This window comes from Brevundimonas phoenicis, assembly GCF_047237745.1.
Taxonomy (GTDB): Bacteria; Pseudomonadota; Alphaproteobacteria; order Caulobacterales; family Caulobacteraceae; genus Brevundimonas.
In genome coordinates, this window is sequence record NZ_JBDFLN010000001.1 from 864292 (window position 1) to 879518 (window position 15227).

Annotated in this window: 16 protein-coding genes; 9 read left to right on the plus strand and 7 right to left on the minus strand. The window is 65.9% G+C overall.

Annotated features, from left to right (window positions below):
- Window positions 1-50: 50 nt before the first annotated feature.
- The 3 genes from uvrC to ABC419_RS04240 are packed head-to-tail and all read right to left on the minus strand — an operon-like array spanning window position 51 to window position 2903.
- A complete protein-coding gene (uvrC, locus tag ABC419_RS04230) occupies window positions 51-1949 on the minus strand; it encodes an excinuclease ABC subunit UvrC (RefSeq protein WP_412876254.1) in 1899 nt (632 codons plus the stop codon).
- A gap of 16 nt (window positions 1950-1965) precedes the next feature.
- Window positions 1966-2412: a DMT family transporter gene (locus ABC419_RS04235; protein WP_412876253.1), complete on the minus strand. Its 447-nt coding sequence runs from the start codon at window positions 2410-2412 to the stop codon at window positions 1966-1968.
- An 8-nt stretch (window positions 2413-2420) separates the two neighbouring features.
- Complete coding sequence (locus tag ABC419_RS04240) at window positions 2421-2903, minus strand: NUDIX domain-containing protein (protein ID WP_412876252.1); 483 nt, start codon at window positions 2901-2903, stop codon at window positions 2421-2423.
- 79 nt (window positions 2904-2982) lie between these two features.
- On the opposite strand from ABC419_RS04240, the gene ABC419_RS04245 reads away from it, so the two are divergent.
- From ABC419_RS04245 to ABC419_RS04280, 8 genes are all read left to right on the plus strand, one after another.
- The gene (locus ABC419_RS04245; RefSeq protein WP_046652239.1) at window positions 2983-3690 is read left to right on the plus strand and encodes a DUF6624 domain-containing protein; all 708 of its coding nucleotides are present in this window, start codon (window positions 2983-2985) and stop codon (window positions 3688-3690) included.
- Between the two features lie 8 nt (window positions 3691-3698).
- Window positions 3699-3830 carry a hypothetical protein gene (locus tag ABC419_RS04250; protein WP_003166112.1) on the plus strand — a complete coding sequence of 44 codons (132 nt, stop codon included), beginning with the start codon at window positions 3699-3701 and terminating at the stop codon, window positions 3828-3830.
- Window positions 3831-3861: 31 nt separating this feature from the next.
- Entirely contained in the window at window positions 3862-4599 is a 738-nt protein-coding gene (locus tag ABC419_RS04255; protein ID WP_412876251.1) for an SDR family oxidoreductase, read from the plus strand.
- Window positions 4600-4689: 90 nt separating this feature from the next.
- A complete protein-coding gene (locus ABC419_RS04260) occupies window positions 4690-5226 on the plus strand; it encodes a 6-pyruvoyl trahydropterin synthase family protein (protein WP_138140802.1) in 537 nt (178 codons plus the stop codon).
- Window positions 5223-5612, plus strand: coding sequence for a dihydroneopterin aldolase (gene folB, locus ABC419_RS04265; RefSeq protein ID WP_200168408.1), 390 nt, complete (start codon window positions 5223-5225; stop codon window positions 5610-5612). The genes ABC419_RS04260 and folB overlap by 4 nt, the downstream gene beginning before the upstream one ends.
- A 57-nt stretch (window positions 5613-5669) precedes the next feature.
- On the plus strand, window positions 5670-6044 hold the full coding sequence (locus ABC419_RS04270; RefSeq protein ID WP_412876250.1) for a serine/threonine protein kinase: 375 nt from the start codon (window positions 5670-5672) through the stop codon (window positions 6042-6044).
- 13 nt (window positions 6045-6057) lie between these two features.
- Window positions 6058-6432 (plus strand): hypothetical protein, encoded by a 375-nt coding sequence (locus tag ABC419_RS04275; RefSeq protein ID WP_200168406.1) that lies wholly within the window; start codon window positions 6058-6060, stop codon window positions 6430-6432.
- 25 nt (window positions 6433-6457) lie between these two features.
- Complete coding sequence (locus ABC419_RS04280) at window positions 6458-6748, plus strand: GNAT family N-acetyltransferase (protein WP_083674022.1); 291 nt, start codon at window positions 6458-6460, stop codon at window positions 6746-6748.
- A 131-nt stretch (window positions 6749-6879) separates the two neighbouring features.
- Here the strand turns inward: ABC419_RS04280 and ABC419_RS04285 are convergent, their stop codons facing one another.
- The 4 genes from ABC419_RS04285 to uvrB form a co-directional block, all read right to left on the minus strand.
- Entirely contained in the window at window positions 6880-7206 is a 327-nt protein-coding gene (locus ABC419_RS04285) for a hypothetical protein (RefSeq protein WP_003166105.1), read from the minus strand.
- A 114-nt stretch (window positions 7207-7320) separates the two neighbouring features.
- Window positions 7321-7509, minus strand: a complete 189-nt coding sequence (locus tag ABC419_RS04290; protein ID WP_368923739.1) for a hypothetical protein — start codon at window positions 7507-7509, stop codon at window positions 7321-7323.
- Window positions 7510-8395: 886 nt separating this feature from the next.
- The gene (locus ABC419_RS04295) at window positions 8396-9373 is read right to left on the minus strand and encodes a toll/interleukin-1 receptor domain-containing protein (RefSeq protein WP_412876249.1); all 978 of its coding nucleotides are present in this window, start codon (window positions 9371-9373) and stop codon (window positions 8396-8398) included.
- Between the two features lie 70 nt (window positions 9374-9443).
- The gene (uvrB, locus tag ABC419_RS04300; protein WP_412876248.1) at window positions 9444-11759 is read right to left on the minus strand and encodes an excinuclease ABC subunit UvrB; all 2316 of its coding nucleotides are present in this window, start codon (window positions 11757-11759) and stop codon (window positions 9444-9446) included.
- A gap of 389 nt (window positions 11760-12148) precedes the next feature.
- On the opposite strand from uvrB, the gene ABC419_RS04305 reads away from it, so the two are divergent.
- Window positions 12149-15205, plus strand: a complete 3057-nt coding sequence (locus ABC419_RS04305; RefSeq protein WP_412876247.1) for a TonB-dependent receptor domain-containing protein — start codon at window positions 12149-12151, stop codon at window positions 15203-15205.
- Window positions 15206-15227: the final 22 nt, after the last annotated feature.

Consider the following 15227-nt stretch of genomic DNA (forward strand, 5'->3'; position numbering starts at 1 on the left):
CGCTTCCTAGACCCGCGACGGTTGGTCGCTCAACCCGAAATCGGCGTCCCTCACGACTTGTGAAAGAAGCCGTGGATGCGTTCGGCCAGCGCCTGGCTGACGCCGTCCACCTTGACCAGATCGACGACCGAGGCGCGGCTGACCCCCTTGGCCGAGCCGAAGGCGTGCAGCAGGGCCTTCTTGCGCCCCGGCCCGACGCCCTCGATTTCGTCCAGCGGATTCTTCTTGATGTCCATCGAGCGGCGCTTGGCGTGGGCGCCGTTGGCGAAGCGGTGCGCCTCGTCCCGCAGCCGCTGGATGTAGTAGAGGGCCGGGCTCTTCAAGGGCAACATGAAGGGCGGCTTGCCGGGCATGAAGAAATGCTCCTTGCCCGCGTCGCGGTCCGGCCCCTTGGCCACGCCGACCACGGCGATGTCGTCCACGCCCAGGTCGGCCATGACGGCCAGTACCTCGGCCAACTGGCCCGCCCCGCCGTCGACCAGCAGCAGGTCGGGGCGCTCGACCGCCTCTCCGGCCTCCTCGTCCTTGACCAGCTTGCCGAAGCGGCGGCGCATGACCTCGCGCATCATGCCGTAGTCGTCGCCGGGGGTCAGGTCGTCGCCCCGGATGTTGAACTTGCGGTACTGGTTCTTGCGGAAGCCGTCGGGCCCCGCGACGATCATGCCGCCGACGGCGTTCGTTCCCTGAATGTGGGCGTTGTCATAGACCTCGATCCGCTCGGGCCGGGCGTCCAGACCGAAGGCCTCGCACACCTCGTCCAGAATCTTCGACTGGGCCGAGTTCTCGGCCAGCTTGCGGCCCAGCGCCTCGCGGGCGTTGGTCAGGGCGTGGTCGACCAGGCTGGCCTTGCCGCCGCGCTGGGGCCGGGCGATCTCGACCCTGTGTTCGGCCTTCATGCTGAAGGCCTCCTCCAGCAGCTCCAGCTCATGCGGGCGGACGTTGGACAGGATCAGGCGCGGGACCGGCTTGTCCTCATAGAACTGGCCCAGAAAGGCGGCGAGGATTTCCGAGTCGCTGTCGCTCTTGTCCACGCGCGGGAAATAGGCGCGGCCGCCCCAGTTCTGGCCGGCGCGATAGAAGAAGACCTGAACGCAGGCCTGACCGCCCTCGGCATGCAGGGCGAAGACGTCGGCCTCGGCCACGCCCTCGGCGTTGACGCTGTTCTCCATGGCGATGGCCGACAGGGCGCGGATGCGGTCGCGCACGCGGGCGGCGGTCTCGAAGTCGAGGTCGTCCGAGGCGGCCTGCATCTCCTGCGACAGGCGGCCGATGACGGCGCGCGACTTGCCGCGCAGGAACTGCTCCGCCTCCGTGACCAGATCGCCGTAGTCCTCAAGGCTGATCAGGCCGGTGCAGGGCGCCGAGCAGCGCTTGATCTGGTGCAGCATGCAGGGGCGGGTGCGCGTCTCATAGACGCTGTCCGAACAGGACCGCAGCAGGAAGGCCTTCTGAAGCGTGTTCAGGGTGTGGTTGACCGCCCAGGTCGAGGCGAAGGGGCCGAAGTAGTCGCCGGGAATCGTATGGGCGCCGCGATGCTTCCTGACCTGAGGCGCGCGGTGGTCGCGACGGATCATCAGTTCGGCGAAGGACTTGTCGTCGCGCAGCAGGACGTTGAAGCGCGGCTTCAGCTTCTTGATGAAGTTGGATTCGAGCAGCAGGGCCTCGGTCTCGGACGCTGTGACCACCAGCTCCATCGCGCGGGTCAGCGACACCATCAGGCCGATGCGCTGGGTGTGGAAGCGGCCTTGCGCATATTGCACTACGCGCTTCTTCAGCGACTTGGCCTTGCCGACATAGAGGCAGGCGCCGTCCTCGCCGTACATGCGATAGACGCCGGGCTTGTCCGGCGCGCGCCGGGCCTCGTCCGCGATCAGTTCGGCGGCCTGAAGCGGAAGGGCGTTCGCCTGAGAGTCGGGCGTCTCCGGAAGGTCGGGCGTCGGGTCGGTCATCAGCCGGGATATAGGCTCAGCCGCGCCGGACCAGAAGCACCCCGCCGATCACCAGCAGAACGCCGGCGACGCGGGTCAGGCTGATCGGCTGCTGCGGCACGCCCATGACGCCGAAATGATCGAGGATCAGGCTCAACGCCAACTGGCCCGCCACCATCAGGGTGATGGTCAGCGCCACGCCGATCTTGGGCACGCCCCAGGCGGCGGCCACCACGAAGACGCAGCCGTAGAGGCCGCCCAGCCACGCCCAGGCGGGCAGGGTCTTCATCGCCTGCACGTCCGGCCGGGCCTGCAGCGTCACGGCGACGAGGGCCAGGGCGACCGTTCCCACGAAAAAGGAGACGAGCGCCGCATTGACCGGCGAGCCGACGGCGCTGGCCAGCCGCGCATTGGTCGGTCCCTGCAGGGCGGTGGCGGCGCCGCCCAGGATCATGGCCAGCAGGGCGAGGACGGGAAGCTGCATCGACGGTCTCACCAGTTCGGATCGGGCGCGGCGCCGCCGAAGATCTCGGCCAGGCGGTCGCGGGTGGCGCGGGTGGCGCGGGTGGCGTCCTCGGGCAGGGCGCTCGGATGGAACCAGCCAATCTCGGCGATCTCGCCATGGCTGGTCCGCTCGGTCAGGTCGAAAGTGTCGACGCGGAAGACCAGGACGTGATCCCCGGGAAAGAAGCGTTCGTTGGAGTGAACCGACAAGAGGCGCGGCTCGCCCCGGACGATCAGTCCGGCCTCCTCGCGCAGTTCGCGGATGGCGGCGCCATGCGTCGTCTCGCCCTTGTCCACCCCGCCGCCGGGCAGCCACCAGCCGGCCAGATAGGTGTGCTTGACCAGCAGGACGCGACCTTCTGCGTCGACCGCGACGCCACGCACGCCCAGCGTCATGCCCCGGCTCATCCGCGACCAGGCGAAGAACAGCGGCCGGGTGAAGGGTTCTATGCGAGTGCGCCAGGTGGTCATTCGGCAAGCATGGCATGGCGGATGGTACGGCGCACCATGGCTTGTGGTAGGCTGCTGTGAAGAGGAACGGGGGACGACGATGTTGCTGGCGGCGGTCATGTTGGGGCTTCAACTTCAGGCGCTTTCGCCTGAGACGCAGGAGATCATCGCGCCAGTGAGCATGGCGATTGAAGAGGTGCGCGCGCGGCACGCCGTCCTTGGGACGGCGCTTGACGACAGGGCGCGCTTGGAGCGGATGGGGGAGTTGGATCAGGCGGGGCGGCAGGTCATTACCCGCTTGGATTTCTCGCGCATACCGGACACGGAGCGCATGGCGGCGGTTCGAGCTGCGGGAGCAGTGATCGAAGCGGTGGACCAGGAAAATCAGCAGGCGCTTCTGGCGATGACGCCGCCCGAAGGCTGGTTTCTGAAAAGTCGATATGGCGACAAAGCCTCTGCGGCCGCTTTCCACATTATCCAGCACTCGGACGAGGGTCTGTGGCGGCGTTTCCTTCCCGTACTGGAGCCGCTGGTCGCGACGGGCGAAATCGACGGTCAGAGCTACGCCATGATGTTTGATCGCTTGGCGACATCCGAGGGACGGCCCCAGCGCTATGGGACGCAGTTTCGTTGCGACAACGGCAAATGGCGGCCCTATCCGATCGAGAGTGTCGAAGACTTGGAGGCTCGCCGCGAGGAGATGGCCTTCCCCGTCCCCTTCGCCGACTATCGCGCGCACTTTGAAAGTCAGCCGCAATGTCCGCAGACCTTGTCGCCGCCTCCGCCCGGCATGGTCGTTGACGACTGAGCCATGGCTTGAACAGGGGCGCGCTTGCCCCTATTCGGGGGCGGAACAGGAGACCCATCATGCTGGCCATCGCCACCATCTTCGCCTTCATCGCCGTCGTCGCCGCCTTCAACTACTTCGAGTTCGGCCGGGTTGACTGAGCCCAGGTCGGCTGACGCCCCTTCGGGGGGCGTGGCGCTGGTCACGGCCGCCTCGCGCCGGATCGGGGCGGTGTTGGCGAAGGCGGCGGCCCAGGCGGGCCATGACGTCGTCGTCCACTATCGCTCGGACGCGCAAGGCGCGCAGGCCGTGGTCCGGGCCATCGAGGCCATGGGACGGCGCGCCGTCGCCGTCCAGGCCGAGCTGACGGACGCCGGGGCGCGCGCCGCCCTGATGGATCAGGCCGCCGCCTTCGGGCCGTTGCGGGCGCTGGTCAACAACGCTTCCCTGTTCGTCTATGACCAGTTGGAGACCTTCCAGGAGGCGGACCTGCGCCTTCACCACGAGGTCAACGTCCTGGCGCCCCTGGCCCTGATCCGCGACTTCGCCGCGCGCCTGCCTGACGGGGACGAGGGCGTGGTGGTCAATATGCTGGACTATAAGGTCACGGCGCCGAACCCGGACTTCTTCTCCTATACCGTCAGCCGCGTGGGCATCGCCCATATGACCGGGGCCCTGGCCCTGGCCCTGGCGCCGCGCATTCGGGTCTGCGGCATCGCGCCGGGTCTGACCCTGCCTTCGGCCGGGTGGCCCGAGGCCGACTATCTGGCCGGAGCCGAGGCCACGCCGCTGAAGCGGCCGGTGGCGGTCGAGGATCTGGCGGCCGCCCTGACCTTCATCCTGACGGCGCGCAGCCTGACGGGGCAGAACCTGGTGGTGGACGCCGGCGCCGGCCTGACCCGCCGCGATCGCGATCTGGAGTTCGCCTGAGGCGGTTCGTCCAAGGGCGTTCGTCGTCACATGACCTTTATTTGCCGATAGGTTGGTGCTTTAGCTGCCGCCATTCATCCTGAGACCTTCATGCCCGCTGTCCGTTTCACTCGCCGCTTCTCGATGGCGCACCGGCTGATCGCCGATGCGGGGTCGAAGTGCGCCGTGCCGCATGGACACAATGAGTTCGTGACGGTGACGCTGGAGCCGACGGCCGAGATCGCCTTCGGCGGCTCCAACCACGCGGCCTCGTTCGAGCGGCTGAAGGCGCGTTGGCACGGTTTCGTCGACCGCAGCCTGGATCACGCCTTCCAGCTGAACCGCGCCGACCCCCTGCTGGCCTGGTTCCAGCAGCATGAGCCGCATCGCCTGAACCAGGTGCTGACCGTGGACGGCGATCCGACGACCGAGGCCCTGGTCATCGCCCTGTGGCGCAAGCTGGAGGCCATCCTGGCCGCCGAGGGCCTGCCGTTCCGCCTGGCCGAACTGGCCATCGAGGAGACGCCGACCAACACCGTTCTGACGCGCGGCCTGACCGAGGCGGAGCGGGCCTGGGAGCTGGGCGCCTGGTGCGACCGGGCCGATTTCAGCATCAATGATCTTCTGCCGCCGGAGACCTGGTCTTGAGCGCCGTCGTCACCCCCCTGCCGTCCGTCGAACCGCGCCGCCTGGGCCTGAAGGTCATGGTCCGCGCCCTGAAGGTCGAGGCCTCCATCGGCTTCTACGATCATGAGCATGGGCGGCTGCAGCCCCTGGTGGTGGACGTCGAACTGGACCTGGGCGCCGCCCCGGTCGAGCGCCTGGCCGATACGCTGGACTATGACGGCGTGGCCCGCATCGTGCGCGAGCTGGCGGCGGGGCCTCACATCGCCCTGATCGAGACCTTCGCCGAGCGCGCCGCCGTCGCCTGCCTGGCCGATCCCCGCGTGCTGAGCGTCGTCGTGCGGGTCGAGAAGCCCGGCGCCATTCCCGATGCGGCGGCCGCCGCCTGCGAAGTCGCCTATTCGCGCTGAGGCCGGTTGCGCGGGGCCGTTCGTCCCGCCATCATCCCGGCCTGACAAGAGGTTCCGATGGTTCAGTCCGGCGATTACAGCAGCAACAGCGGCGGCGAGGTCTCGGCCGATCTGACGGGCCTCTATGCGGGTTACGCCCTGATCCTGCTGGCGGCGCCGACCTTCGGCGCGGCGGCGGCGATTGGCCTGCTGCGCGTATGGCGTCGGCCCGCGCCCGCCGATCCGATGCTGCGCAGCCACTTCGTCTTCCAGCAGCGGACCCTTCTGGCGGCGGTGATCGCCATTATCGCCGGGGCGGTGCTGATCTTGGTCAACGTCGGGGTCTTCGTCCTGTTCGTCATGGCGGTGTGGACCATCGTGCGCGGCGCCCTGGGGCTGAAGGATCTGCTGACCGGGCGACCCATCGCCGAGCCGCGTCGTCTCTTCTACTGAAAGGCCCGCCGTCATGAGCGATCAGAACCCTGCCGCGCCCGTCGCGGGCCGAGACGGCGCCGTGGTGGCGTGGATCCTCTATATTCTGTCGATCCCCAGCGCGAACCTGTTGGTGCTGGTCGGGCTGGTGCTGGCCTATATGAACCGGGGCTCGGCGACGGGGCTGGCGGCCCAGCACGTCGAGGCGCAGATCAGGCTGTTCTGGTCGGTGTTCTGGATCAGCGCCGTCCTGTGGGTGCTGGTGGCGGTGAGCGCCGTGGCCTCGGCCTTCCTGATCGGGATTCCGTTCCTTCTGCTGTTCGGGCTTCTTTTGCTGCTGGTGTCGATCTGGTTCACGGTGAAAAGCGTTCTGGGTCTGATGGCCCTGCTGACCGACCGGCCGGCCTGAACTGATCCATTCGGGAGGAGCCGCCGTGCCCGCCTTCAAAGACCACGCCGCCGACCGCCGCTTCCAGCAGATGTTCGCCGACGCGGACGGGACCGAGCATCCCGTCTGGGCCGAGTATGCGGTGCGCGGCCACGCCCGCGTCATCCTGCATGTCGAGGCGCACCCAGCCCTGCGCGGCGCGGGCGCGGCGGGCCGCTTCATGCAGGCCCTGGCCGAGCACGCCCGCGCCGAGGGGCTGACCCTGATCCCGCATTGCAGCTATGCGGTCGCCTGGCTGAAGCGCCATCCCGAGTACGAGGATGTGGTGGGGTCGTAGCGGGCCGCGCGGTCAGAAGGATCCGCCTTCTGGCTGTTCCGCGCCGCCCTTCGGCTCGACCCGACGCGGCCTGGCGCTTCGCGCGCGCTCAAGCAGCGAGCCGCCGCGCGGCGAGCGGTAGCGCCCTTAAATCAAGGATGACTCTTCGCCACGATGGCCTTCATGGTCTCGGCCTTGGCGGGCAGATCCTGGACCAGCCGGGCGGCCAGTTCGCGGGCGCCGACGGGATAGGCGTCGCCGCCGTCGGCGATCTCCTTGGCCATGTCGGCGGCCTTGCACAGGGCGGCTTCGAGGGCCTCGACCTGTTCGAGCGCCAGGGCGCGGGCTTCGGCCTGCAGGCGCTTGACCCGTTCGGCGGTGGTTTCGGGCGCGCGCATCAGGTCATAGACCTCGGCTTCCGGCGAGGAGACCACGCGCAGGGCGGCGCGGGCGTCGGATTCATTGCTGGACTTGGTCATCGGCGTCTCTCCTTAACGCACCATGCCGCATTTTCGCCGCAAGGTCGCATCCCATTTTGCGGCCAAGCTCAAGGGCGCGCCGCCATGTTGCCCGCAAGCCTCATGAACCGGGCCTCATGATTCGGAGATGAAAGGCGGCGTCGCCCAGCGCGCGCGGCGCCGCTCGGCGATGGCCCACAGATGGTCGATGCGGCTGGCCAGTTCGCGCCGTAGCCGACGCTCCTCGGCCGGATGCAGGGGGCGGTCGTCGTCATCGGGGACAGGCGAGGACGCAGCGGCGCGCGGCGGTCGGGGATGGGTCATGGAGTCCTCTTTCTTTGCAATAGTCGACACATTGCCTTCTCCCCTTGTGGGAGAAGGAACGCGGATGGCCGCCGCGCCTTTCGGCGGGCGGTTGGAGGGCTGGGCGGAGCGCCGGGCCGACGCCCGGAGTGTGATGTGTATTACCGTTTCGACGCCGACAGACGCTCCGCGCGGACGGGCTTCCACGAGCTCGGGGCAGGCGTCGGTCTTATCGGCTACCCCCGGCGCCCGCGGCGGGCGGGGGCCTGCTTGCGACAGGCCTCCCGGAACGGTCCGCGTAACCCCCGCGACCCTGGCCGGAACCTCTCTGACGGACGGGTCGAACGCCCCGTCACCAGGCTCCGTCGGCTCCTTGCTGGCTGCGGCCTACCGCCCTTCGGGCTACTTGAGGCCGCCTAAGCAGCCAGCGCCCGTTGGGTGGCAAGCCGGGCGACAGCGCCGGCGTTCGCCCGCTTTGCCGCCCTTCGCATCCTGGACCGCCCGGCGCGCTCCGCCCGACGCGCCGCTGGGCTCCCGCCCTCGACCGGCCGCCGCGACGGACGCCGCACGGTCCGACAAGAACCCCGCTCCATCCGCTCCCGCCGCCCGCAAGGTCGCAGGCCTCACGAGCCCTCCATGCGACGGAACGAGCGCAGGGTGGCATGGCGGGGAAGTAGGGCGGGCTGAAAGGGGATGGCGGAGGGGGGAGGGCGGGGATTTGCTGGGATTGGGGTGGGGAGGTAGGCGGGTTCGTCCTTCTCCCCTTGTGGGAGAAGGTGGCGGCCAGAGGCCGACGGATGAGGGGTTTCTCACCCGAGGGCAAAGGCGATCGGCCACCCGCAGCGCGACCCCTCATCCGACCTCGCTCCGCTCGGCCACCTTCTCCCGCAGGGGGAGAAGGAAAGCTTTAGGCCGCAGAGACCTTCGCATCATTCCGTCCCTTCGTCTTCGGCGAGGAGTCGGCGATTTCGTGAATGAGCGGCATGAACTCTAGTGCGTCCGAGAGCATCATGTGCATCATCTTACTGTCTGATCCGATCATCTCCATGAAGGGGCCATGACGTAAGAGCAGTATTGTTTCTCGAAAGCGCTCAGCGGATCGCTGGGCAGCGACGTGGTTGCCTTCACGTATTGTTCGATACGTGTCGCAGGCAAGTTCGTATAACCATGGAATCTCTTCGCGAAATAGGCTTGCGAATATGAGAATTTGGATGGGATCGTTTGGGCCTTGCGAAATGCGATGGGACAATTCCATCATCATGCCCGGATGAATGCGACGACGATACTTGCGCTGTATACGTGGCTCTTCGTCGGAAATGTCTCGGACGCGCATTTCCACTGAACGAACGCCAGCAACCAATTCTTCAAGAATTTCTGCTTGAGGACGCGCTCGTTTTTGTGCTGTTCCGCTTGCCGGAATTGCATCGATCTTCGCTTTTAGATCGGGCCACATTGGTTCGAATAGTCGATTGAGGCGATCGTCAGCGATTGCATTTGCAGCGCATTTGTTGAGGCTGGAGATGAGCCGCTTGACCCCTTCGTCATCTGCTTTTTCAGATTGAAATTGGGTAAGCGGGCCGGAAATGTCGCTTACATCTATATCTAGACGTAGAGGAATGACACGTCCGTCTTCCATTGACTTGGCTAAGGCGCCGGATTCAAAAAGAAGCCAAGGGGCCTCGAGATTGTCTCGTGTTACGCAAATAATTCCAAAGTTGGAATCCTGAAGACCCTTGGCAATTTCATTGCCCCAGCGGTCGCCGGATTTTATGTCCGCCGTGGAGAGCCAAGGCTCCGCATAGTGCAGTACTAAAGGGAGCCAGTCCCGGAGTGCGACAGCCATTGCTTGGCTCCGTTGACCACTCCAACTGATGAATATCTTCACGTTGCCCCCATATGTGCCTGCAGTATGGATACGGTGGAGCTTGTCGCAAAGCAACGTCTGGCAAGCGTCTCTACCGCCCCTTCCTGAACGCCTCCGCCTTCTCGGCCGCCGCCTCCTTGCGCCAGCGTTTCGGCGCTGACCTGTCGACCTCTTCCCCCGCGCCCGTTAGCGCTTCGTTGGCGAATTCGAGGTCGAGGAGCTTCATCTTCTTGATCTCGTCGCGCAGGCGGGCGGCTTCCTCGAACTCGAGGTTGGCGGCGGCTTCGCGCATGCGGCCTTCCAGATCCTTGAGGGCGGCCTGGAAGTTGGAGCCGACGAAGGGCTTGGCCTCCTCCGCCACGCCGGGGCGAGTCAGGCGGTCCAGGTCGCGGGACTCATAGGGGCTCTCGAGGATCTCCTTGATGTCGCGCTTGACCGTCTCGGGCGTGATGCCGTGTTCGAGGTTGTAGGCCTGCTGCTTCTCGCGGCGGCGGTCGGTCTCGGCGATGGCGCGCTCCATCGAGCCGGTCATGCGGTCGGCGTAGAGGATGACGCGGCCGTCGACGTTGCGCGCCGCGCGGCCGATGGTCTGGATCAGGGAGGTCTCGGAACGCAGGAAGCCCTCCTTGTCCGCGTCGAGGATGGCGACCAGGCCGCACTCGGGGATGTCGAGGCCCTCGCGCAGCAGGTTGATGCCGATCAGCACATCGAATGAACCGAGGCGCAGGTCGCGCAGGATCTCGATCCGCTCCAGGGTGTCGACGTCGGAGTGCATGTAGCGGACGCGCACCCCCTGTTCGTGCATGTATTCGGTCAGGTCTTCGGCCATCTTCTTGGTCAGGGTGGTGACCAGGGAGCGGTAGCCGGCGCGGGCGGTGGCCTTCACCTCGTCGATGACGTCGTCGACCTGGTTGCGGGTGGCGCCGGAGACGGGGCGGATCTCGACCGGGGGGTCGATCAGGCCGGTGGGGCGGATGACCTGTTCGGTGAAGACGCCGCCGGTCTTGTCCAGCTCCCAGACGCCGGGGGTGGCCGAGACGAAGACGGTCTGGGGCCGCATGGCGTCCCATTCCTCGAACTTCAGCGGGCGGTTGTCGATGGCGGAGGGGAGGCGGAAACCGTATTCGGCCAGGGTCGACTTGCGGCGGTAGTCGCCGCGGAACATGGCGCCGATCTGGCCGACGGTGACGTGGCTCTCGTCGACGAACAGCAGGGCGTTGTCGGGGATGTATTCGAAGAAGGTGGGCGGCGGCTCGCCCGGCGCGCGGCCGGTCAGCCAGCGGCTGTAGTTCTCGATGCCGGCGCAGGAGCCGGTGGCCTCCATCATCTCCAGATCGAAGCGGGTGCGTTGTTCGAGGCGCTGGGCCTCCAGCAGCTTGCCGTTCTCGACCATCCAGTCGAGCGTCTCCTTCAACTCGGCCTTGATGCCGTTGACGGCCTGATTGAGCGTCGGGCGCGGGGTGACGTAGTGGCTGGCGGCGTAGACGGTGACCTCGTCCAGCGCATTGGTCTTCTTGCCGGTCAGGGGATCGAACTCGTCGATGGCCTCGATCTCGTCGCCGAACAGGCTGATGCGCCAGGCGCGGTCTTCAAGGTGGACCGGGAAGATTTCGAGGGTGTCGCCGCGCTTGCGGAACATGCCGCGCTCGAAATGCAGGTCATTGCGCTTGTACTGCAGGGCGATCAGGTCGGCGCGCAGCTTGGCCTCGTCGATCTGGTCGCCGACCTTCAGGTTGAAGGTCATGGCGGTGTAGGTCTCGACCGAGCCGATGCCGTAGATGCAGCTGACCGAGGCCACCACGATCACGTCGTCCCGCTCCAGGATCGCGCGGGTGGCGGCGTGGCGCATCCGGTCGATCTGCTCGTTAATCGACGAGTCCTTCTCGATGTAGGTGTCGGTGCGCGGGACGTAGGCCTCGGGCTGGTAGTAGTCGTAGTAGGATACGAAGTACTCGACCGCGTTGTCGGGGAAGAAGGCCTTGAACTCGGAATAGAGCTGGGCCGCCAGGGTCTTGTTGTGGGCCAGGATCAGGGCCGGGCGCTGAGTCTGTTCGATGACCTTGGCCATAGTGAAGGTCTTGCCCGAGCCGGTGACGCCCAGCAGCACCTGTTCGCGATCGCCCTCGTCGGCCTGGGCCACCAGTTCGGCGATGGCCGAGGGCTGGTCGCCGGCGGGCTGGTATTTCGTCTCCAGCCGGAAGGGGATGCGCTTCTTGTTGGTCGGTCGATCGGGGCGGTGAGGAACCCAGTCGGCGGGGGCGGCGGGGGCTTCTTCAGGCGTCAGGCGCGGGCCGTTCACCGGCGCGAACATCGGCGCGCGGCCGTGGTCAAAGGCGACCGGCGCCTCGCTGAGACCGGGATTGGGCGTGTGGACGGGCTTGGTCGGTTTCGCGGGAGAACGGGCCATGAACATCAAGGTAATGCGCGCGCGCGCAAGGCGCTAGGGTCAAGCGAGCGGAGATCGAGGTCGGTGCGGCCGTCACGGCTTCGACGAAGCGTCGCCATAATCAGGCGATGAGGCTGCCGCATTTGAGGCGGTAATGGCTCAATGGGGACATATTTCGGAGAAAAATGTCCAAATTGGACAATATATCGGTATGAACTCGGCATTCGAGCGTCAAAATTGCCTCACAAATCTGCCTAACAACGATTTTTTGAAAGATTTTGGTTGATGGTATGTCGTTGCATCCATAGCCATGCTTTCAGCCAAGAAACGTAAAGTCGAACATTGGTATTCGCCTACGTTCATCGAACGTGGTGATGTTTATTAGTAATCGTACAGGTACACAGAGGCATATGCGCACTCGTAAAGACTACCTGCTTGGCACGACGATGGCGGCTGGAGCCGCTGCACTGTCGATGGCCATGCTTGTTCCGGGGGCGGCGCTTGCTCAAAGCGCCACGAACACTGACCAGGAAGCGACCCAGGTCGACGAAATCGTCGTCGTCGGCTCGCGCATTCGTCGCGACAACTACAATGCGCCGTCGCCGACCCAGGTCGTGACGCGCGAAGAAGCCACGCTGCAAGGCTTCGCCTCGACCACGGAAGCTCTGCAGAGCACGGCCGTCACCGGCGGTTCGTCGCAAGTGACCAACGCCTACAGCGGCCTAGTTACGGACGGCGGACCGGGAGCCAACACGATCGGCCTGCGCGGCATGGGGCCCAGCCGCACCTTGGTGATGCTGAACGGCCGTCGCGTCTCGCCGGCCGGTTCGCGCGGCTCGGTCGGCTCGGCCGACCTGAATGTCCTGCCGACCGCCATGATCGACCGCGTCGAAGTCCTGCGCGACGGCGCCTCGTCGGTGTACGGCTCGGACGCCGTGGCCGGCGTGGTCAACATCCAGACCCGCAAGAATTTCGAAGGCCTGATCTTCGAGGCCCAGCACAACGCTCCCATGGAAGCCAACGGCAATGGCGGCTCGACGCGCCTGTCGCTGACGGCCGGCGCCCGCGGCGACCGCTGGCGCGCCGCCGGTTCGATCGAACGCTATGAGCGTGACGAACTGACCATGCGCGACCGTGAATTCACGCGCTGCCAGACCGACGGCCGCCGCAACGGCCGCGACTACATCGATCCGATGACTGGAATGTCGAAGTGCTATCCGATCACCGGCACGGGGTCGAACGGTTCGTCGATCAACACCATCGGCACTGGCGCCCTGACCAGCGACGCCATGCTGGCCGGTCTGGGCGGGATCGCCCTGCGCCCGGATCTGGTGGCCGCCGCAGGCGTGCCGGCTGGAGCTTTGGCCAACGGCGCCTATTTCGACCGCTGGCGCCCGAATGTCGGCGCGACCACGGGCGTGGAGGGCTTTGAAGCTGTCGGCGGCGCCTATCTGGTCGATCGCAACGACCCGAAAAAGGGTCTGGCGGCGCTGAACTCCAACATCCGCGACACCTTCGACGATCGGATGCTGAACCGCTCGCTGATTTCGCCGGTCGACATCACCACCCTGTACGGTGAAGCCGGCTATCAGCTGAACGCCCTGGGCGACGCCGAAGTCTACGGCGAGTTCCTGCTGAACGTGCGCGAGTCGTCGCAGACGAGCTATCGCCAGCTGGCGCTCGACTACGCCAAGGACAGTCCGCTGATCCCGGGCAGCCTGACGTGGAGCACCTTCTCGGCCGATCAGGGCCTGAGCAAGGACAAGGACGTCGGCGTGCGCGCCTTCATCGGCTTCGGCAACGACCGCTCGACCCAGGAACAGCGTTTCAACCGCAACGTGATCGGCATCAAGGGCGACTTCTTCGTCCCGGAATGGCGCTATGACCTGTCGGCCAGCTATTCCAAGTCGCGTTCGGAATACACCAGCCAGCAGTTCCTGACCGATCGTCTGAGCGAGAGCCTGGACGTTGTCAGCAACGGCGCCGGCGGCTTCCAGTGCCGCGAGCTGGCGTCAAACCCGGGCTGCGTCGCGGCTCCGGCCCTGACGTCCCAGACCATCGGCGGCGTCCTGCCGAAGGATTGGGTCGACTACGTCTTCCGTCCGATCACGGGCGTCACCGAATACGAAGAGAAGATCGTCAGCCTGGGGCTGGACGGTCCGCTGTTTGACCTGCCGGCCGGCAAGGTGATGGGCTTCTTCGGCGCCGAATGGCGCGACTCGGAAATCGACGACACGCCGGCGTACGACTCGCAAATCGGCAACACCTACAACTTCTCGACGGCCGCCATCACGCGCGGCTCCGACTCGGTGTGGGAGGTGTTCGGTGAAATCGAAGCGCCGCTGCTGGCCGACGCGCCGTTCGCCAAGGAACTGACGCTTAACGCCTCGCTGCGCTACACGGACTATGACTCCTACGGCGACGACACGACCTACAAGATCGGTCTGGTCTACCGTCCGATCGACTGGGTGACGGTCCGCGGCACCTACGGCACCTCCTACCGCGCCCCGGCGCTGTTCGAGCAGTTCGTGGGCGCCACCACCGGCTTCCTGTCGGCAGGCGCGGACGTCTGCAACGACTATACCGGCGGCGACGTCAATCCGAACCGCGCCGCCAACTGCGCCGCCGACGGCTTGCCGTCGGGCTTCAACTCCAAGAAGGGCGTGACGGTCATCAACGAGGGCGGGGCCGCCGCCGGCCTGGCGGCTGAAACCTCGACCAATATGACCATCGGTCTGGTGCTGCAGCCGCCGCTCCCGCTGGCATGGGGCGACCTGGCCTTTGCCGTCGACTACTATGAAATCGAAGTCGAGAACGGCGTGGCTCAGTACGGCGCGACCAACATCATGGAGCGGTGCTACGATTCCAATCCGGAAGACTACACGGCGGGCGTTGGTTTCTGCTCGCTGGTGGACCGCGGGGCCGACCTGGCGCTGACGGTGCAGAACGGCTACGTCAACCTGGCGACCGACATCGTCAAGGGCCTGGACTACACCGTGCGTTACCGCAAGGATGTTGGACCGGGTACGGCCCTGGTCAACCTGGCCGTGACGCAATACACGGAAATGTCGAGCAAGCTGTTCGCTGACGATCCGCTTATTGACTACAAGGGCATGTTGAACACGCCTGAGTTCACCGGAACGGCGGACGTATCCTATGCCTGGGATCAATGGCGCGTTCGCTATGGCGTCGAGTGGATCCAGGGCATGGACAGCTACGACTACTATCGCCAGAATCCGTCGACTAGCCAGTACGACCTGGAGGTCGATGACTACTTCCAGCACAATGTCTCCGTGCAATATACGAGCGAAGGCTGGACGGTTACGGCCGGCGTACGCAACTTGCTGAACGAAGACCCGCCGACGATTTCGTCGGGCTATTACAACCGGGTCGGCAACGCCCCGCTGTACTCGGGTTACGACTACCTGGGCCGGACGGCCTTCGTGAACCTCACGAAGTCCTTCTAAGCCTGACCTGATTTCAGGTTGA